Raw genomic sequence first — 16,367 nt, forward strand, 5'->3', positions numbered from 1 at the left:
CACCACCATGGCAGCGTTCGGCCGTCACGCCAGTACGGTCCGGCGGACGTTTAGCCCGGCTCCGCCGGGGGAACAGGTTCACCATGACCGAGGCAGGATTCGCAGGCACCCGTGCTGTGCTCTTCGACAGGGACGGCACTGTGGTGGTCGATGTGCCCTACAACACAGATCCCGGCAGGGTCGAGCCGATGCCGACGGCGATCCCGGCCGTGAGGTTGTTGCGCAAATGCGGGCTGCTGGCCGGTATCGTCACGAACCAGTCCGGCGTGGCCCGCGGCCTGATCAGCCATGAGGACTCAGACAGGGTCAACCGGCGCGTCGATGAGATCTTCGGTGGCTTCGACGTGTGGTGCGTCTGTCCACATGCACCGGAGGAACACTGTTCCTGCCGCAAGCCCAAGCCAGGACTGATCCTGCGCGCGGCCGACCGGCTCGGGCTCAGCCCTGCTCAGGTGGTAGTGATCGGCGACATCGGCTCCGATGTCGATGCCGCCACGGCCGCCGGTGCCCGGTCCATCCTGGTGCCTACCCCGCACACCCGCTTCGGCGAGATCTTGGGGGCGCCTGTCGTCGCGCCGGACCTTTTCGCCGCCGTCGACGAGCTCCTCGCCGACCTGCCCTGCAGGAGACGGACGTGACCCGCCGCGTACTCGTGGCCAGGCTGGACAGCCTGGGCGACGTCGTGCTCGCCGGACCCGCCGTGCGGGCCGTCGCGGCAGGCAGGCCGGGCGAAGCCACCGAGGTGTGGCTGTTGTGCGGCCCCCGGGGAGCCCCGGCCGGTCGGCTCCTGCCGGGCGTGCACGAGGTTCTGACCTGGTCCTGCCCGTGGATAGCAGACCCGGCCCCTGCACCCACGCCGGAGAAGGTCGACGAGCTGCACGAGCTGGTGCGCTCCTGCGACCCTGACGAGGCGGTGATCCTCACCTCCTTCCACCAGTCGCCGCTCCCCCTGGCCCTGCTGTTGCGCCTGGCCGGAGTCTCCCCCATCGTCGGCGCGTCAGTGGACTACGCGGGCACTCTCCTGGACCTGCGACTTCGGCCTGGTGATGACTTCCCTGAGGACCAGCCGGAGGTGCTCAGAGCGTTGCGTATCGTCGCCGCCCTGGGGTACACGCTGCCCTCCGGTGATGACGGCCGTCTGCGCCTGCTGCCGGTTGCCCCGGTTTCTGCCGCCGGGTCATACCTCGTTGTGCATCCGGGCGCTGACGCGCCGGCGCGAAGCTGGCCGGCCGAGCATTTCAGGGCGCTCGTGGCGATGCTGACGGACCGCGGCCTCAGGGTGACCGTGACGGGTGGGCCCGGCGAGAGGGAGCTGACCCGGTTCGTGTGCGGGGTCGACGGCGTCGACCTGGGCGGATGCACGGACGCCGCCGAACTGGCCGCGCTGCTGGCCGGTGCGGCCGCCGTGATCACCGGAAACACCGGGCCCGCCCATCTCGCAGCCGCGGTGGGCACGCCCGTTGTCAGTCTGTTCGCCCCGGTCGTTCCGCTCGTGCGATGGGGACCGTACGGGGTCGATTGTGAGATCCTCGGCGATCAGGATGCGCCCTGCCGTGGCAGCCGTGCCCGCACCTGTCCGGTGCCCGGGCATCCGTGCCTCACCGGCGTCTCGCCGACGGATGCCGTAGGGGCGACGTTGCGCCTGCTCTCCCGCACCGGACGGCACAGCGGGCGGAAGGCCGGTGCGGCGTCGTCGGTCACCACGACCGGAGAGGGGGCGGCATGAGGATTCTGCTCTGGCACGTGCACGGCACCTGGGCGGATGCCTTCGTACGGGGCGGGCACGACTACGTGTTCCCGGTGACCCTGCCCGGCGACCCCTGGGGACTCGGCCGCTCCGGTCGCGTCTGGCCGGAGGGTGCCCGCGAGGTGAACGTGGCGGATCTGCGCAACACCGACGTGGATGCGGTCGTTCTGCAGCGCCCACGGGAAATCGAGCTGTGCACCCGTTGGCTCGGCCGCCGCCCGGGCCGGGACCTGCCGGCCGTGTTCCTGGAGCACAACACTCCCCGAGCCGACGTGCCCAACACCAGGCATCCGCTCGCGGACCAGAGCGACATCCCTATCGTGCACGTGAGCCACTTCAACGACCTCTTCTGGGACTGCGGCCGCGCGCCGACCACGGTCATCGAACACGGCATCATCGACCCCGGCGCGCTCTACACGGGTGAGCTGCCCCGGATGGCCGCCGTCATCAACGAACCCAATCGGCGGTGGCGCGTCACCGGAACCGACCTGCTCCCCCGGTTCGGCGCCGCGGGCCCCGTCGACGTCTTCGGGATCCCCGACGGGGCGCTTCCCTCCGGCGGGGTGGAGCACCGCGGCGACCTTCCCACCGGGCGATTGCATGCCGAGCTCGCCAGGCGCAGGCTGTACCTGCACCCGGCGCGCTGGACCTCGCTCGGCCTGTCGCTCATCGAGGCCATGCAGCTCGCCATGCCCGTGCTCGTCCTCGCCAGCACGGAGGCGGTCAGGGCCGTTCCGGCCGAAGCGGGTGCCATCTCCACCGACGTCGAGGACCTTCTCGCCGCGGCCCGCGTGTTGTTGGCGGACCCTGATGAGGCCCGGCGCCGCGGCCTACTGGCGCGGGCTGCGGCGCTGGAGCGTTACGGGCTGCCGACGTTCATCGACCGGTGGGGTGAGGTACTGGGTGAGCTGACCCGGCGAGCGCGACCCGCCTCTTCGACCGCCGCACCAGACGACACGCCGACGACAGCGCAGACCGCGGCCGCCGGCACAGACGGGAGTCGACGATGAGAATCGCCCTGGTATCCGAACACGCGAGTCCTCTCGCCGCGCTCGGCGGCGTGGATGCCGGCGGGCAGAACGTGCATGTCGCCGCCCTCGCCTGCGCACTCGCCAGACTCGGCCACACCGTGACGGTTTACACGCGCAGGGACGACGATTCCCTGCCCGACCGAGTGGACGCGGCGCCTGGCGTCGAGGTGGTGCACCTGAACGCTGGTTCACCGGTACCCGTGCCCAAGGACGACCTTCTCCCCTACCTTCCCGAACTGGCCGCCGGCCTCGCCGCCGAATGGGCCCGGACCGCTCCAGACGTCGTGCACGCTCACTTCTGGATGTCCGGGCTCATCTGCATTTCCGCGGTTCAGACGGTGGCCGACGCCGGCCGACCCCGCATACCAGTGGTGCAGACCTTCCACGCGCTCGGTACCGTCAAGCGGCGGTACCAGGGCCCGGACGACACCAGTCCCCGGGAACGGCGCACCCTCGAACCCTGGGTGGGACAGACGGTGGACGCGATAATCGCCACCTGCTCCGACGAGGTCACGGAGTTGAGCGCGATGGGGGTGGCCCCGTCGACGGTATCGGTTGTGCCGTGCGGAGTGGACCTGTCCCTGTTCAGACCGGACGGCCCGCGCGAGCAGGTGCCGGCGACCCGGACCAGGCTCGCCGTCGTCGGCCGCCTCGTGCCGAGGAAGGGTGTGGAGCTGGTGATCGCAGCCCTGGCCCTGCTCAGGGACGCCGGCAGGGACGACGTCGACCTCCTCATCGTCGGCGGCGGACGTCCCCAGGATGCCATGCACGAGGATCCCGACGGCGTGCGGCTCCTCGGAGTCGCGGCGGAGCACGGGGTGTCCGGCCAGGTGATCCTGCGCGGCCAGGTGCCGCAGGCTGAGTTGCCGGCCATCCTGCGTTCGGTCGCCGTCGTCGTCTGCGCTCCCTGGTACGAACCGTTCGGGATCACGCCGCTGGAGGCCATGGCCTGCGGAGTGCCCGTCGTCGTGGCGAAGGTCGGCGGGCTCACCGACAGCGTCGTCGACGGCGTGACCGGCATCCACGTACCGTCTCGCGACGTGCCCGCCATCGCCGGCGCCGTGCGCAGCCTGCTCGAGGATCCCGATCGGGCTGCGGCCCTGGGCCAGGCCGGACGTGCCAGGGTTGCCAACGGCTATTCCTGGGATCGCATCGCAGCGGCCACCGTCGACGTCTACCGCACCGTGCTCTCCGCGCAGGTGCCGAACGTCACGCCAGGACCCACCGTGACGCCGGCCGCACCGGCCGCTGCGTTCGCTGCTCCACAGGCCTCCGTGGTCACCCGACGAGAGCGCCGGCCATGAGCCCCCGCCCCTCCACCCAGCCGCGATCGCTGGCGGCAGCGGCTCCCGGCGTCGTTGTCACCGCGCACATCGCGGAGCTTGCCGCCGTCGCCGCCACCCTCGCCGCGGAGGCCGAGCGGCTCGACGGCTGGGGCCGGGAGCTCTGCCGACGGCTGCTCGCCGGGCACAGGTTGTTGGCCGGAGGCAACGGCGGCTCCGCTGCCGAGGCCCAACACCTCACGGCCGAATTGGTCGGCCGCTATCAGGGCGAGCGGGCGCCGTTCTCAGCCATCGCCCTGCACGCCGACACCTCCAGTCTGACCGCCATCGGCAACGACTACGGTTTCGAGGAGATCTTCGCCCGGCAGGTGAGCGCGCACGCCCGCAACGGAGATGTGCTGATCCTGCTCTCCACCAGTGGCCGCAGTCCCAACCTGGTGCGTGCCGCAGAGGCGGGCCGTGCCGCAGGCGCCGTGGTCTGGGCGCTCACCGGATCGGGTCCGAACCCGTTGGCGGACATCGCCGACGACCGGATTCTGCTGCCAGGACCGGCCGCCACCGTGCAGGAGGTGCAGTTGGTCGCGGTGCACGCGCTCTGTCTCGCGTTCGAGGAACAGCTCGCCCGCAGCCGGTCCGGCACGGGGTGGGCATCATGAGGATCGTGGTGGTCGGCGACGTGCTCCTGGACGTGGACATCGCCGGCACCAGCGAACGGCTCAGCCCGGATGCCCCGGTGCCCGTCGTCGATGTCACCACCTCCTCGATGCGTGCCGGCGGCGCGGGCCTGGTCGCGGTTCTGCTCGCCGCTGACAGCGCAACCGGACCTGACGGCGCGGAGGTCACCCTGGTCACCGCCGTGTCAGACGACGCCAGGTCCCGTGACCTGCGCAGGGCCCTCGCCGGCGTGCGCACCGTCGCCGGGTATTCACCGGGTCCTACCCCGGTCAAGACGCGCGTGCGCACCAATGACCACGCCGTGACCCGTATCGACGAGGGCTGTGGGCCTGTGGCCGCCCCGCAGGTCACAGCCGCGATGCTCGAAACCGTCGCAGCGGCTGATGCGATAGTCGTGGCCGACTACGGGCGTGGACTGGCTGCCGATCCGGCGGTACGCGAAGCCCTCGACGGGCGGCGTCCCGGCATTCCCCTGGTGTGGGATCCGCACCCACGCGGCGCCCTGCCGGTGGCGTCGGCCACTGTCGTCACCCCGAACCTCGCCGAGGCGGCACTCTTCTCCGGCAGGCCGGCGCAGGGCGTGGCCGGCGCCGGCGAGGCCGCCGGCGCCCTGGCCGCGGCCTGGGGGTGCGGCGCTGTTGTGGTCACGCTGGGCGCTCTCGGCGCGCTCCTGCTCACATCGCCGTACGCTGGCGGGCCGGCCGGCCCCCTCCCGTTGTTCGTGCCTGCCGTTCCGGTCGGCGTCCCGGATGCCTGCGGGGCCGGCGACCGGTTCGCCGCATCGCTGACCCTGGCTCTGGCACGGGATGCCGGCCTGTCGGACTCCGTCAGGGTGGCTGTTCGGGCGGCCGGCGCCTTCCTCACCGCAGGCGGCGTCTCCGCCCTCGGCCGACCGGCCGCACCTCCCCCGGATGCTGCCGGCAGCGCCGCGACCCTGGCCGGCACAGTCCGCGCCGCCGGAGGGACCGTCGTGGCCACCGGCGGCTGCTTCGACCTGTTGCACGCCGGCCATGCCCGCACTCTCGCGGCGGCCCGGCGTCTGGGTGACTGCCTGATCGTGTGCCTCAACTCCGACGACTCCGTGCGCAGGCTCAAGGGCGAGAACCGTCCGATCCTGGCCCAGCAGGACCGCGTGGACCTCTTGTTGGCCCTGGAGTGTGTCGACGCCGTGCTGGTCTTCGACGAGGACACACCCGAAAAGGCGTTGGAGAGCATCCGGCCAGACCTCTGGGTCAAGGGTGGCGACTACACCGGCGCCACCCTGCCGGAGTCGGCCCTGATGCAGAGCTGGGGCGGGCAGAGTGTGACCGTGCCATACATCGCGGCCCGGTCCACCACCCTGCTGGCCGGTGCCCTCGCCAGGGTCGGCTGAGTGGTGGCCGACACCGCCCTACCGCCCAGCCAGCCGTCCGTACACCCGCATCCCCGACACAGACCCTATACCGACCCGGATACCGACACCCGAGGAGCCCTCATGAATGACACGTTCCCCCGCCCCGGCCGCGTTCTCGTCACCGGAGGCGCATCCGGTCTCGGCGCCGCCGTCGTGCACGCGGTGCGCACGGCCGGCGGCCAGCCGATCGTGCTCGACCGGGACCCCGTGCCCGGCGACGGGGTCCTCTCCTTCGCCGTTGACGTGTCCGACAGGGTCGCCGTCGGGGCCGCGGTGCTCGAGGCGGCCGACGCACTCGACGGTCTGGATGCCGTGGTGACGGCGGCCGGCATCGACAGATGCGGGCGGCTGGACGAGGTGGAGGCCGCCGAGTGGGAGCGGGTGATCATGGTCAACCTGCTGGGCACGGTGAACGTCGTGCGGGCCGCGTTGCCGCACCTCCGCCAGACCCACGGTCGCGTCGTCACGGTCGCGTCCTCGCTGGGCCTGAAGGCGGTGTCGGATGCCACGGCGTACTGCGCGTCGAAGTTCGGCGTGATCGGCTTCACCCGGGCGCTCGCGGCGGAGACTCGGGGGCAGATCGGGGTGACGACGTTGATTCCCGCCGGTATGCGCACGAGGTTCTTCGACGACCGAGACGAGAAATACCGCCCGAAGGACGACTCCAAGCTGAACGACCCCGCCAGGGTCGCCGCGGCCGTCACCTTCGCGTTGGCACAGCCGACGGGGTGCGAGGTGCGCGAGCTTGTCATCACCCACGAGGAGGATGATTCCTGGCCATGAGGTCCCGCACGTCGTCGATCACGGGCTCGACCTGCAGACCCGCGACGACCGAGTCGTCGTGGACACAGCGCACCGGACCGCTGAAATCGGCCCCGCATCGGCTGCAGGTCATCGTCCAGGACACGTGCACGCGATGTCGGGCACGCATGAGCGGGCCTGCCGAGAGCAGATTGCCGATCCAGAACAGGCTCACTGTGGCCGTTCCGACGGCCTGCGCTAGATGACGCGGTCCGCTGTCGTTGGCGACCAGGATGTCGGTTTCGGCGAGCACGCCGACGAGGCCGGCCAGGTCGATCCTGCCGGCGAGCGACACCGGCTGGGCCGGTCCGGAGAAAGACGGCACACTGGCAGGCCGCACTGCGGCAGCCAGCACGGCGTCGGCGAGTCCACGCTCGGCTTCGTCGCCGAGCACCACCACCCGCGCTCCGGCGGCCAGCGCGGCCCTGGCCACGTGGCCGAACCTCTCGGCCGGCCAGCGCCGTCTGGGGTCCGTCGCGCCAGGGTGGATGGCCACGACGGGCCCGGACCCGGCTGGCAACAGCTGCGTGCCCCTGCGGCGCTCTGCGCCAGTGACCGCGAGGAACGGTTCCAGCGTCACCGGCGCGGCTCCGGCCAGACCCACCACCTCGAGGGCGCGCACCAGCTCGTGCTGTGTCTGGGCGTACGGCAGGGTGCGCTCCAGCGTCGGCGCGTCAGGCGTGGCCATCCCCACCACATGGCGGGCTCCGATCTCGAGCAGGAACGGGTTCGACTCGCGGCCACCGCCGTGCAGCTGCACCGCCACGTCGAACTCCTGCCGGCGCAGCCGCTGCACGAGCCGAAGGTGCCCGGCGGCGTGCTCGCTTCCGGCGCGCAGCTCCCGCCCGGCCGGGAGTTCCTCCACGTGGTGGATGGGGCCAGGACGCGCCCTCAGGAGCCGGTGGTGCGCACCGGTTCCGAGCAGGGTCAGCTCCGCGCCGGGGTAGGCCGCGGCCAGGGCCGCGAGGGCGGGTTCGACCACCAGCAGATCGCCCAGCCCACCCCCTCGCAGTACCAGGATGCGCCGAACGCCGTCGAACCGGGCCGCCACCGGGCCGAAGGGCGCCGGCAGTCTGCCTCGGGTGTCCTGCCGGTCAGCCACTGACACTCCTTCGTTCGTTCGTTCGTTCGGATCGGGCGGAGGCGGCAATCGCGGCCGGGTCCTTAGTCTTCGTTGTGCCCCCGGAATCCGGAATCGAAACCCGGGTGTGCGCGTGGGCGGATAGGGGTATAGGACCAGCAGGCTCCGCATACCACGCAGCACAAACCGGGCCCCTGACCCGGGCACCGGATCCAGAGCGATCGCCACCCACCAGACCGGAAGGACAGACTGATCACCCACGGCTCGCACCCTCTGGGGCCCGACGCCGCTTGGCGCGGGTCAGGTCCGCTGCGGCCGGACCTGCCCGCAGAACTCAGGGTGGCCGCGCCCGCGATCACCGTGATCGGGGACCACCTCCTCGACGTGTGGTGGAGCGGCACCAGCGACAGGCTCTGCCGGGAGGCGCCGGCGCCGGTGGTCGACCTCGCCGCGCGAGTGATCCGGCCAGGCGGTGCGGCGAACACCGCCATGAACCTCGCGGCCCTCGGCGCCAGAGTGCGCGTCGTCGGGCTGGTGGGTGCGGACGACGCCGGTCGGGCCCTGCGCCGGGCCCTCGGCGACGCCGGCATCGACGTGACCGGGTTGGTCGTGCACCCCGGCGTGAGCACGACCACCAAGACCCGCATCGTCAGCGGCGGTCAGACGCTCGTGCGCGTCGATGACGCGCACCGGGGTGCGCTGCCAGACGACGCCCGACGTTCGGTGCTCGACGCAGCCAAGCGCGCCAGGCTGGTCTCCACGGCCGATGTCTTCGCGGATTACGGACTGGGCCTGTTCGACGCCGACGGCATCCGGGAACTGGCCGGTCACGACACCGTGGCGCCGCTCACCGTGGTCGACGCGCACGATGTCGCGCGTTTTGCCGTCCTGGCCCCCCAGCTGGTGAGCCCCAACGCCGCCGAGGCGGCCAGGGCGCTGGGCCGTCCGGTCCCCGTCGACCACCGCGCCGACTTCTACCTCGAGCACGCCGAACAACTACGCAGCCGCACCGGTGCCGACGTGGTCGCCGTGACCCTCGACGTGGAGGGGAGCGTGCTTCTCGGGCCGGACGGCTCCAGGTACCGCACCGCCGCGTTGCCCGCTCCGGAGCAGAACGCCGCTGGCGCCGGCGACACCTACGTCGCAGCGCTGACAGTGGCGCGTGCGGCAGGCCTCTCCTGGCCGGTCAGCGCGGACCTGGCTCAGGCGGCCGCCGATGTCGTGGTGCGCCGGCCCGGCACCGCCGTCTGCTCCACCGCCGATCTGGTCTATGCGCTCGGCGGTGGCAGCGACCAGGTTCTGACATCCGACGCCGTGGCAGAGCGGATGCGGGTGGAACGTCAGTCCGCCCGCCGCGTTGTTTTCACCAACGGCTGTTTCGATGTGCTACATCGCGGCCATGTCGCCTATCTTCGCCAGGCCCGCCGGCTCGGCGATCTGCTCGTCGTCGCGGTCAACGACGATGACTCCACCCGCCGGTTGAAAGGCCAGGGCCGGCCAGTGAACCCGGTCGCCGACAGGGCGGCCGTGCTGGCGGCGCTCGGCTGTGTCGACTACGTCGTCGTGTTCGACACCGACACACCGATTCCGCTGATCGAAGCCCTGCGTCCCGATGTGTACGCCAAGGGTGGAGACTACACTCCCGACATGCTCGAGGAGGCCCAGGTGGTGCAGTCCTACGGGGGTGAGGTGCGCATCCTGGACTATGTGCCCGCGCACTCGACAACCGCGATCGTCAACCGGATCCTCGGTTCGGCGTCGGTGCGGACCGCCGCGGCCGACTCGTGATCTCCCGGCGCTGGTCCGGTGACTGGGCTTTGCCGCCCGAGCCGTCCTCGGCGAACCTGGAGGTGCTCATCCCGACGGTGGACCGGGCCGCGGAGCTCGCCGTGACACTGGCGGGTCTGGCCGGCCAGGACGATCCGCCGTTCAGCGTCACCGTGAGCGACCAGTCGGAGACCAGCACCGAGTCCCGTGCGGCGGTGAATGCCATGATTCGGGTGCTCCGCGCCCAGGGCAGGGAGGTGCGCTACCTCGAGCACCGGCCCCGGCTCGGACTCGCCGAACACCGGCAGTTCCTCCTCGACCAATCGGTAGCCGACAGCGTGCTCTTCCTCGACGACGACGTGTGGCTGGAGCCGGGCATGCTGACGAGACTCTCGGACGCCCTGGACACGCTGCGATGCGGTTTCGTCGGAGCGGCGGTGCAGGGGCTCTCCTATCTGAACGACAGCAGGCCGGCGCAACGGGAACCGTTCGAGCCCTGGGGCGCCTCCGTGCGACCGGAGGTGCTGCGCAGGGGTTCTCCGCTGGTCAAGCGGATGACCCTGCACAACGCGGCCAACCTCACCCATCTGGCCGGTGAACTCACCCTCGACACCGGCAGCTGGCTCGCGTACAAGATCGCCTGGGTGGGCGGCTGTGTGATGTTCCGGCGGCGGCTTCTGGTCGAATGCGGCGGGTTTGACTTCTGGAGCACGCTGCCGGCCGCTCACGTGGGCGAGGACGTGGCGGCGCAATGGCGGGTGATGGAACGTTTCGGCGGTGCGGGCATCCTGCCCAGCGGTGCCGTGCACCTGGAAGCACCGACCACTGTGCCAGACCGGAGCACTGAAGCCGGCGACATCGTCTTCGGCCCTGCCACGGCAACGTGGCCGGACGACACTGCGCCTGACGGCAGCGGCGCCACGTACCCTTGAGCCATGCCACAGTTCACGGAAGTACCGGTCACCGATGCGGGATCCATCGCCTTGCTCACTCAGTATTTCAGCGACCGCGCCTCCACCTTCCCGAGCTCGGGAGGCTACCGCACGACGTTTCCACCGCCAGAGCAGTTCGTGCCGCCGCGCGGCCTGTTCCTCCTGGTCAGCGAGGACGTCCTGCCGCGAACCTTCGTGGGTTGCGGCGGCATCCGTCGCATCGACGACGGCGAGAACGGCGCGGTGCGCTACGAGGCGAAGCACCTCTGGCTGCAGCCGCAGGTGCGCGGCCGCGGTTGGGGGCGTCTGCTGCTGGCCGAGCTGGAGCGGCGGGCCCGCGGGTTCGGCGCCACGGAGATGGTGCTCGACACGAACGCCAGCCTCGAGGCGGCCGGTGCGCTGTACCAGCGCTCTGGTTACGAGGATGTGCCGCCGTACAACGACAATCCCAACGCCACCAACTGGTACCGCAAGCTCCTCGTCTGACCTTCCCAGCCGCCAGGCCCCAGTGCGGCCGTCCGCGCCGGCATAACTCCTGCAGTTCACCGCGGCGCCAGCCGACGGATGCCGGAATCACGCGGAACTGCTATCGCGCCGGCAAGATTCTGCAGGAGTTATGCTCTGCAACGGCCGGGTGGGGCGAGGCAGCGGCAGCGGCAGCGGCTCAGAACAGGAGCGGTTCCGGCAGGCCGGTGCGCAGTTCGACGGGCAGATGGCCGAGGTCGTTGTGGGTGACCAGCGACCAGGGCCGGCCGGGCTTCTGCTGCAGCACGGTGAGACCGCAGTTCGCCTGGTTGATGCTGATCCACCGCCAGTCCGGGGCGCCAAGCACCTCGCGCACGAACCAGCCGATTACGAAGTTGTGGGTGATCAGCAGGTCGTGCCGGGGGCCGCGCTGCGGATGCAGGAACTCCGCCGCGGCGTCGTCCATCTGGGCGCGGCCGGCATCGATCTGCTCCTCGCTGACCGAGTTGAAGAACGGCGAGTACGACTGCGGCATCTCGGGGGCGCGCCCGGTCGGCACGCAGTCGAAGAGCAACGGTGAGGCCACCGGGGTGAGCGCAGGCAACCGGTCGGCGATGATGTCCGCGGTCTCGGCGGCACGCTGCAGCGGCGAGTGCCAGGCCCCGGTGAATGGCACCCCGCCGAGGCGTTCGGCAATGAGGTGGGCCTGGCGCTTCCCGCGCGGCGAGAGTGGGCCGTCCGGCAGGCCGTATTCGGCATCCTGTTGTTCGCCGTGTCGCACAAGGTAGAGGTACTGGGGCATCATCGCCCTTTCGGTTGCATTCGGTGGAGCGAGCCGGGTCTGGGACTGCTGTGGAGCGTCTGGTTCAGGTGGAGCGGCTGGTCAGGTGGGTCAGGTCGCGCAGGGGGGTCAGTAGAGCGGGTCAGGCCGGCGGAGCGGCCACCGGGCGCGGAACGATGCCATCGAAGACGGTGTCGTCGAGCGCACCGACGGCGGCGACGGAGAACGGCCGGGAGGACATCTCCACCGCGAGCTGCTGCACGTCGTCCGCAGTGACCAGCGCCAGGCGGCGCAGCGCCTCGTCCAGGTCCACGAACTCGCCCAGGGTGATCTCCGAGCGGCCGAGCCTGGACATCCGGGTGTCTGAGTCTTCCAGGGCCAGGGCGGATGCGCCGGAGAGCTGGCCGGACGCTCGCGTCATCTCGTCCGCGGTCACACCGTGTTCGGCGAGGCGGTGCAGCTCGTCGAGCATGATCTCGGCGACCTGCCCGGCCTTCGTGGGCGTGCAGCCGGCGTACATGCCGAAGATTCCGGCATCGGAGTAGCCGGGCGCGAACGAGTAGACCGAGTAGGCCAGGCCGCGCTTCTCGCGCACCTCCTGGAACAGGCGGGACGACATGCCGCCACCGAAGATGGAGGTGAGCACGTTCATCGCGACCCTGCGGTCGTCGGCGGCGACGAGCCCCGGTACGCCGATGAGCAGGTTCGCCTGCTCGAGCGGGCGGTGCACCACCGAGATGGGCTGCCCCTGGCTGATCACGGCGGCGGTGCCGGAGCGACGCCCGACCGGTGCGGCGTACTCGCTCAGATCCCAGCCGGCCTGCAGCAGCGCCCGGGTGACGGCGGCAACGAGCACGTCGTGGTCGACGGCACCGGCCACGGTGACCACGAGATCCTGCGGCCGGTAGTTGGCCCGGTAATGTTCCCAGACCGCGTCCCGACTGGCGGCGCGGATGGTGTCTGGGCTGCCGCCGATCGGGCGGCCCAGCGGATGCCCGCCCATCACGGCCTGGAAGAACCTCTCGTTGGCCACGTCGGCCGGGTCGTCATCGGCCATCGCGAGTTCTTCGAGGATGACGCCGCGCTCGGTCTCGAATTCTGCCGGGTCGAGCAGCGACGAGGTGATCATGTCGGTGAGCACCTCGACGGCCATGGTCAGGTCGCGGTCCTGAACCTTGGCGTAGTAGCAGGTGTATTCCTTGGCGGTCATCGCGTTGTGCTCGCCGCCGACGGCGTCGAAGGCGATGGCGATGTCGAGTGCGGTGCGCTGCTTGGTGCCCTTGAACAGCAGGTGTTCGAGGAAGTGGGTCGAGCCGAAGTGGCCTGGCTGTTCGTCGCGAGAGCCCACGGCGACCCAGTAGCCGATGGTGAGGCTGCGACTGCCTGGCACCTGCTCGGTCACGATGCGCACACCGCTGGGCAGAACGGTCCGTCGCACGAGGGACTCGCCAGCGGCCCGAAACGATAGTTCGGTCAGGTCAAGAGGAAATTCAACGGCACCGTTCATATCCCTTCCACCTTACGACACCGCGCCGGGCGGAACCTGTTGCACCGGGCCGACGGGGGAAACCGGCGGCTCCCGGTGCCCTATTGCCCGGCGCCGGGTCGTGTTACTGTCGCGCTGTCGAAGGCCGGTGCCCTCCCCAAAACGCCGGGTTCGACGCCTCCCGCCGAACCGGGAGGACGCCGCACAACAGCCGTACCCGGGCGACCCTAGCGCCCGGCACGATCCGATGGTGGTCGGTCGCCCTGGCGGCCGGCCACTGTCGTGTCGACACCCAGTCGTGTCGACACCCCGTCGTCGATACCCCGTCGGTGGCACCCCGTCGGTGGCACCCTGTCGATGCCGGTGCCCGCGAGCTTACGCGGACACCCGACCGAGATCGACCATGTCGGCCCGGCCCAGTCGCACCGACGCCGCGGCCACCAGGGCGTCCACGTGTTCCGGCCGGCTCGCGCTGGCCACGGGCGCCACCACATCGGCCTGGGCCAGCAGCCAGGCCAGGGCGATGCTCGACGGCGCCACACCGTGGTCATCGGCGATGCGCTCCACCGTGGCGAGCACCTTGAGTCCGGCGCGGTTGAGGTATGCGGATGCGCGCCCGGCGCGAACCGTGTCGGTGAGGTCGGACTTGGAGTGGTACTTGCCCGTGAGAAAACCGTGCGCGAGCGCGAAGTACGGCATCACCGCAAGGCCCTGCGCATGGGTGACCAGGGCCAGGGCGGATTCGAACGAGACCCGGTTCATCAGGTTGTACGGGGTCTCGATGGCGACGAAGCGGGGCAGCCCGTTCGCGGCGAGCACCCTGGCCTCCATCAGGCGTTCGGCCGTGAAGTTGGAGGCGGCGAGGTGGCGCACGGTGCCGCTGCGGATCAGGGTCTCCATCGCACCGAGGCTTTCTTCCAGCGGCACGTCCAGGTCGTCGTAGTGGAAGTGCAACAGGTCGATGTGATCGGTGCCGAGGCGTTCGAGGGAGGCGTGGACCGCACCGACGATGCTGCGGGGAGACAGGCCGGGGTTGTCGCGGTTGCGGCCGATCTTGGTGGAGATGACGATGTCGTCGCGCACCCCGCGGGTGCGCATCCAGGAACCGATCACGACCTCGCTGCGACCGGCCGCGTAGCTGTCTGCCGTATCGAGGAGGTTGCCGCCGAGTTCGTAGTGCCGGTCCAGGATCGCCATGGCGGTGTCACCGTCGGTGGTCCAGCCGAACACACTGCAGCCCAGTGCAAGCGGGTGCACGCTGAGGTTGGTGTCGCCGATGGTGCGGCGCAGAGCACGCTGGGGGATGCGAGCGGTTGCGGGTGTCCTGGCGATCGATGCGGAGTCCAGCAGGCCCGCTGATGTGACCTCGACGCCCACGTTGCCCGCCTGCACCCCGTGAGTGCTCACACCGCCCCTGACCACCATCACCAACCGTCCTGCCTACCGTCATTCAGCCGCGCCAACCGCTCTATACAGCCGAGAATAACCCGATCCGCGTATTCCGCTGGGGGCGCGCGGTAAGCGTTACCGAAACGTGCGGGATACCCACCGAAACAGCCCAGGAAGGGCGCTCCCAGCCGCCGGTCCGGCTGCGAGAGTAGTCTTTTCGGCATGTCACCCACCGCGCTTCACGACATCCCCCTCACCCTCATCGACGGCACCCCCACCACCTTCGGCCGATTCGCCGGCAAGACCGTGCTGGTGGTCAACGTGGCCTCCAAGTGCGGTTTCACGCCCCAGTACGCCGGCCTCGAAGCCCTGTACCGCCGGTTCGCCGACGACGGCCTAGTCGTGCTCGGAATGCCGTGCAACCAGTTCATGGGCGAGGAACCCGGTAGCGAAGACGACATCCAGCAGTTCTGCCAGCTGAACTTCGGGGTGACCTTCCCGCTCACCGCCAAGATCGACGTGCGCGGCAAGCACCAGCATCCGCTCTACGCCGAACTCACCGCGTTCAAGAAGGGTGTGCTGCCTGGCCTGATCAAGTGGAACTTCGAGAAGTTCCTGGTGAACGCGGACGGCGTCGTGGTCGACCGGTTCGCCTCCACCGTGGAACCGGAGTCTGACCAGCTGGTCGCCGCGATCGAGAAGGCGCTGGCAGACAAGGCCGCCTGAGCGGGCCGGTCAGGCGTCCCAGCTGCACACGCAGAGTTCGTTACCCTCCGGGTCGGCGAGCACCCACCAGTCCGGCGCGTGTTCGTCGGTGAGCAGTACTCCCCCGACATCGACGATGTCCTGCACCCGCTGTTCGCAGTCGGCTATCGGCACGTACACGTCCAGGTGGATGCGGTTGCGCTCGGTGCGCTGGATCTCCATGTGCTGGAACCACACGCGCGGCCCCGTGCCACGCGGGTCGAGCAGTTCGATGTCGCCCGCCTGGCCCGATTCCAGGTAGCCCAGACCGACCCGCCAGAATGGCCGGACCGCCTCCTCGTCGCTGCAGTCGATGGCCACGTCGGTGCGGGACGGCGGCAGTTGCGTCGCCTCGATCGACTGGGCCGCGGCCAGCTGTTGGATGCGCAGGGCGAGGTTCAGGTCCCGCTGGGTGACCCCGCCGGCATCGTGGGAGCTCAGCGTGAAGCCGACCTCACCGAAGGTCAGGGTGACGTCGGGGTGATGGTTCAACGCATCGGCCTCGGCCGCGACGGCGTCGACGAGGGCCACTCCCGCCGCGAAGGTGCGCGTGCGGTAGCCGGCGTACAGGGAACCTTCCAGGTGGATGAAGTCTCCCCCGGCGAGGACCGAGTGGGTCTGGGTGGGGGTCAGGGTCTCGCGGCTGTCGGTCACCCGACCACTCTCCCGCTCCCCGTGCACCGGGTCAAGCCTGGTGGTCTTCGCCGAGGCTGGCGCGAGCAGGTTCGGCGACCCGCGAAAAGCCGACCGCTTCCGCCTCGCGCACCCATATCCCGCAACAGTGCGCATTGT

Annotated in this window: 16 protein-coding genes; 11 read left to right on the forward strand and 5 right to left on the reverse strand. The window is 70.4% G+C overall.

What is annotated here, in order from left to right:
• Positions 1-140 precede the first annotated feature (140 nt).
• The 7 genes from K2F54_RS08225 to K2F54_RS08255 all read left to right on the forward strand — a co-directional run bounded on the left by K2F54_RS08225 (position 141) and on the right by K2F54_RS08255 (position 6,912).
• Positions 141-638, forward strand: coding sequence for a D-glycero-alpha-D-manno-heptose-1,7-bisphosphate 7-phosphatase (locus K2F54_RS08225; protein ID WP_308287577.1), 498 nt, complete (start codon positions 141-143; stop codon positions 636-638).
• Positions 635-1,726, forward strand: coding sequence for a glycosyltransferase family 9 protein (locus K2F54_RS08230; protein ID WP_220605390.1), 1,092 nt, complete (start codon positions 635-637; stop codon positions 1,724-1,726). Before K2F54_RS08225 ends, K2F54_RS08230 begins: the two co-directional genes overlap by 4 nt.
• Positions 1,723-2,757, forward strand: a complete 1,035-nt coding sequence (locus tag K2F54_RS08235; protein WP_220605391.1) for a glycosyltransferase — start codon at positions 1,723-1,725, stop codon at positions 2,755-2,757. Before K2F54_RS08230 ends, K2F54_RS08235 begins: the two co-directional genes overlap by 4 nt.
• Complete coding sequence (locus K2F54_RS08240) at positions 2,754-4,082, forward strand: glycosyltransferase (protein WP_220605392.1); 1,329 nt, start codon at positions 2,754-2,756, stop codon at positions 4,080-4,082. Before K2F54_RS08235 ends, K2F54_RS08240 begins: the two co-directional genes overlap by 4 nt.
• On the forward strand, positions 4,079-4,717 hold the full coding sequence (locus tag K2F54_RS08245; protein ID WP_220605393.1) for a D-sedoheptulose-7-phosphate isomerase: 639 nt from the start codon (positions 4,079-4,081) through the stop codon (positions 4,715-4,717). Before K2F54_RS08240 ends, K2F54_RS08245 begins: the two co-directional genes overlap by 4 nt.
• Complete coding sequence (locus K2F54_RS08250; protein ID WP_220605394.1) at positions 4,714-6,108, forward strand: PfkB family carbohydrate kinase; 1,395 nt, start codon at positions 4,714-4,716, stop codon at positions 6,106-6,108. Before K2F54_RS08245 ends, K2F54_RS08250 begins: the two co-directional genes overlap by 4 nt.
• A gap of 102 nt (positions 6,109-6,210) precedes the next feature.
• On the forward strand, positions 6,211-6,912 hold the full coding sequence (locus tag K2F54_RS08255; RefSeq protein WP_220605395.1) for an SDR family oxidoreductase: 702 nt from the start codon (positions 6,211-6,213) through the stop codon (positions 6,910-6,912).
• Here K2F54_RS08255 and K2F54_RS08260 read toward each other — a convergent pair.
• On the reverse strand, positions 6,881-8,032 hold the full coding sequence (locus K2F54_RS08260) for a glycosyltransferase family 9 protein (RefSeq protein ID WP_308287578.1): 1,152 nt from the start codon (positions 8,030-8,032) through the stop codon (positions 6,881-6,883). The two genes, K2F54_RS08255 and K2F54_RS08260, sit on opposite strands and share 32 nt — an antisense overlap.
• Positions 8,033-8,350: 318 nt before the next feature.
• Between K2F54_RS08260 and rfaE2 the strand changes: the two genes are divergently transcribed.
• The 3 genes from rfaE2 to K2F54_RS08275 are packed head-to-tail and all read left to right on the forward strand — an operon-like array spanning position 8,351 to position 11,196.
• Entirely contained in the window at positions 8,351-9,799 is a 1,449-nt protein-coding gene (gene rfaE2, locus K2F54_RS08265) for a D-glycero-beta-D-manno-heptose 1-phosphate adenylyltransferase (protein ID WP_220605396.1), read from the forward strand.
• 29 nt (positions 9,800-9,828) lie between these two features.
• The gene (locus K2F54_RS08270) at positions 9,829-10,710 is read left to right on the forward strand and encodes a glycosyltransferase (protein WP_255576861.1); all 882 of its coding nucleotides are present in this window, start codon (positions 9,829-9,831) and stop codon (positions 10,708-10,710) included.
• A 3-nt stretch (positions 10,711-10,713) separates the two neighbouring features.
• Positions 10,714-11,196 (forward strand): GNAT family N-acetyltransferase, encoded by a 483-nt coding sequence (locus tag K2F54_RS08275; RefSeq protein ID WP_220605397.1) that lies wholly within the window; start codon positions 10,714-10,716, stop codon positions 11,194-11,196.
• A 178-nt stretch (positions 11,197-11,374) separates the two neighbouring features.
• On the opposite strand, the gene K2F54_RS08280 is transcribed toward K2F54_RS08275, so the two are convergent.
• The 3 genes from K2F54_RS08280 to K2F54_RS08290 form a co-directional block, all read right to left on the reverse strand.
• Positions 11,375-11,977 carry a histidine phosphatase family protein gene (locus K2F54_RS08280; RefSeq protein ID WP_220605398.1) on the reverse strand — a complete coding sequence of 201 codons (603 nt, stop codon included), beginning with the start codon at positions 11,975-11,977 and terminating at the stop codon, positions 11,375-11,377.
• Between the two features lie 121 nt (positions 11,978-12,098).
• Positions 12,099-13,463, reverse strand: coding sequence for a M16 family metallopeptidase (locus K2F54_RS08285; RefSeq protein WP_220605399.1), 1,365 nt, complete (start codon positions 13,461-13,463; stop codon positions 12,099-12,101).
• Between the two features lie 354 nt (positions 13,464-13,817).
• Positions 13,818-14,849: an aldo/keto reductase gene (locus tag K2F54_RS08290; RefSeq protein ID WP_308287579.1), complete on the reverse strand. Its 1,032-nt coding sequence runs from the start codon at positions 14,847-14,849 to the stop codon at positions 13,818-13,820.
• 204 nt (positions 14,850-15,053) lie between these two features.
• Here K2F54_RS08290 and K2F54_RS08295 point away from each other — a divergent pair, with 204 nt between their 5' ends.
• Positions 15,054-15,557 (forward strand): glutathione peroxidase, encoded by a 504-nt coding sequence (locus K2F54_RS08295; RefSeq protein WP_220605400.1) that lies wholly within the window; start codon positions 15,054-15,056, stop codon positions 15,555-15,557.
• Between the two features lie 9 nt (positions 15,558-15,566).
• Here the strand turns inward: K2F54_RS08295 and K2F54_RS08300 are convergent, their stop codons facing one another.
• Positions 15,567-16,229, reverse strand: coding sequence for a 4a-hydroxytetrahydrobiopterin dehydratase (locus K2F54_RS08300; RefSeq protein WP_220605401.1), 663 nt, complete (start codon positions 16,227-16,229; stop codon positions 15,567-15,569).
• Positions 16,230-16,367 lie beyond the last annotated feature (138 nt).

Source organism: Cryobacterium inferilacus, from assembly GCF_019599185.1.
In the GTDB taxonomy this organism is placed as follows: Bacteria; Actinomycetota; Actinomycetes; order Actinomycetales; family Microbacteriaceae; genus Cryobacterium; species Cryobacterium inferilacus.

Coding starts and splice junctions, on each gene's coding strand:
- K2F54_RS08235 (WP_220605391.1), top strand. CDS start 1,723: ATGAGGATTCTGCTCTGGCACGTGCACGGCACCTGGGCGGATGCCTTC.
- K2F54_RS08240 (WP_220605392.1), top strand. CDS start 2,754: ATGAGAATCGCCCTGGTATCCGAACACGCGAGTCCTCTCGCCGCGCTC.
- K2F54_RS08245 (WP_220605393.1), top strand. CDS start 4,079: ATGAGCCCCCGCCCCTCCACCCAGCCGCGATCGCTGGCGGCAGCGGCT.
- K2F54_RS08250 (WP_220605394.1), top strand. CDS start 4,714: ATGAGGATCGTGGTGGTCGGCGACGTGCTCCTGGACGTGGACATCGCC.
- K2F54_RS08255 (WP_220605395.1), top strand. CDS start 6,211: ATGAATGACACGTTCCCCCGCCCCGGCCGCGTTCTCGTCACCGGAGGC.
- K2F54_RS08275 (WP_220605397.1), top strand. CDS start 10,714: ATGCCACAGTTCACGGAAGTACCGGTCACCGATGCGGGATCCATCGCC.
- K2F54_RS08280 (WP_220605398.1), bottom strand. CDS start 11,977: ATGCCCCAGTACCTCTACCTTGTGCGACACGGCGAACAACAGGATGCC.
- K2F54_RS08285 (WP_220605399.1), bottom strand. CDS start 13,463: ATGAACGGTGCCGTTGAATTTCCTCTTGACCTGACCGAACTATCGTTT.
- K2F54_RS08295 (WP_220605400.1), top strand. CDS start 15,054: ATGTCACCCACCGCGCTTCACGACATCCCCCTCACCCTCATCGACGGC.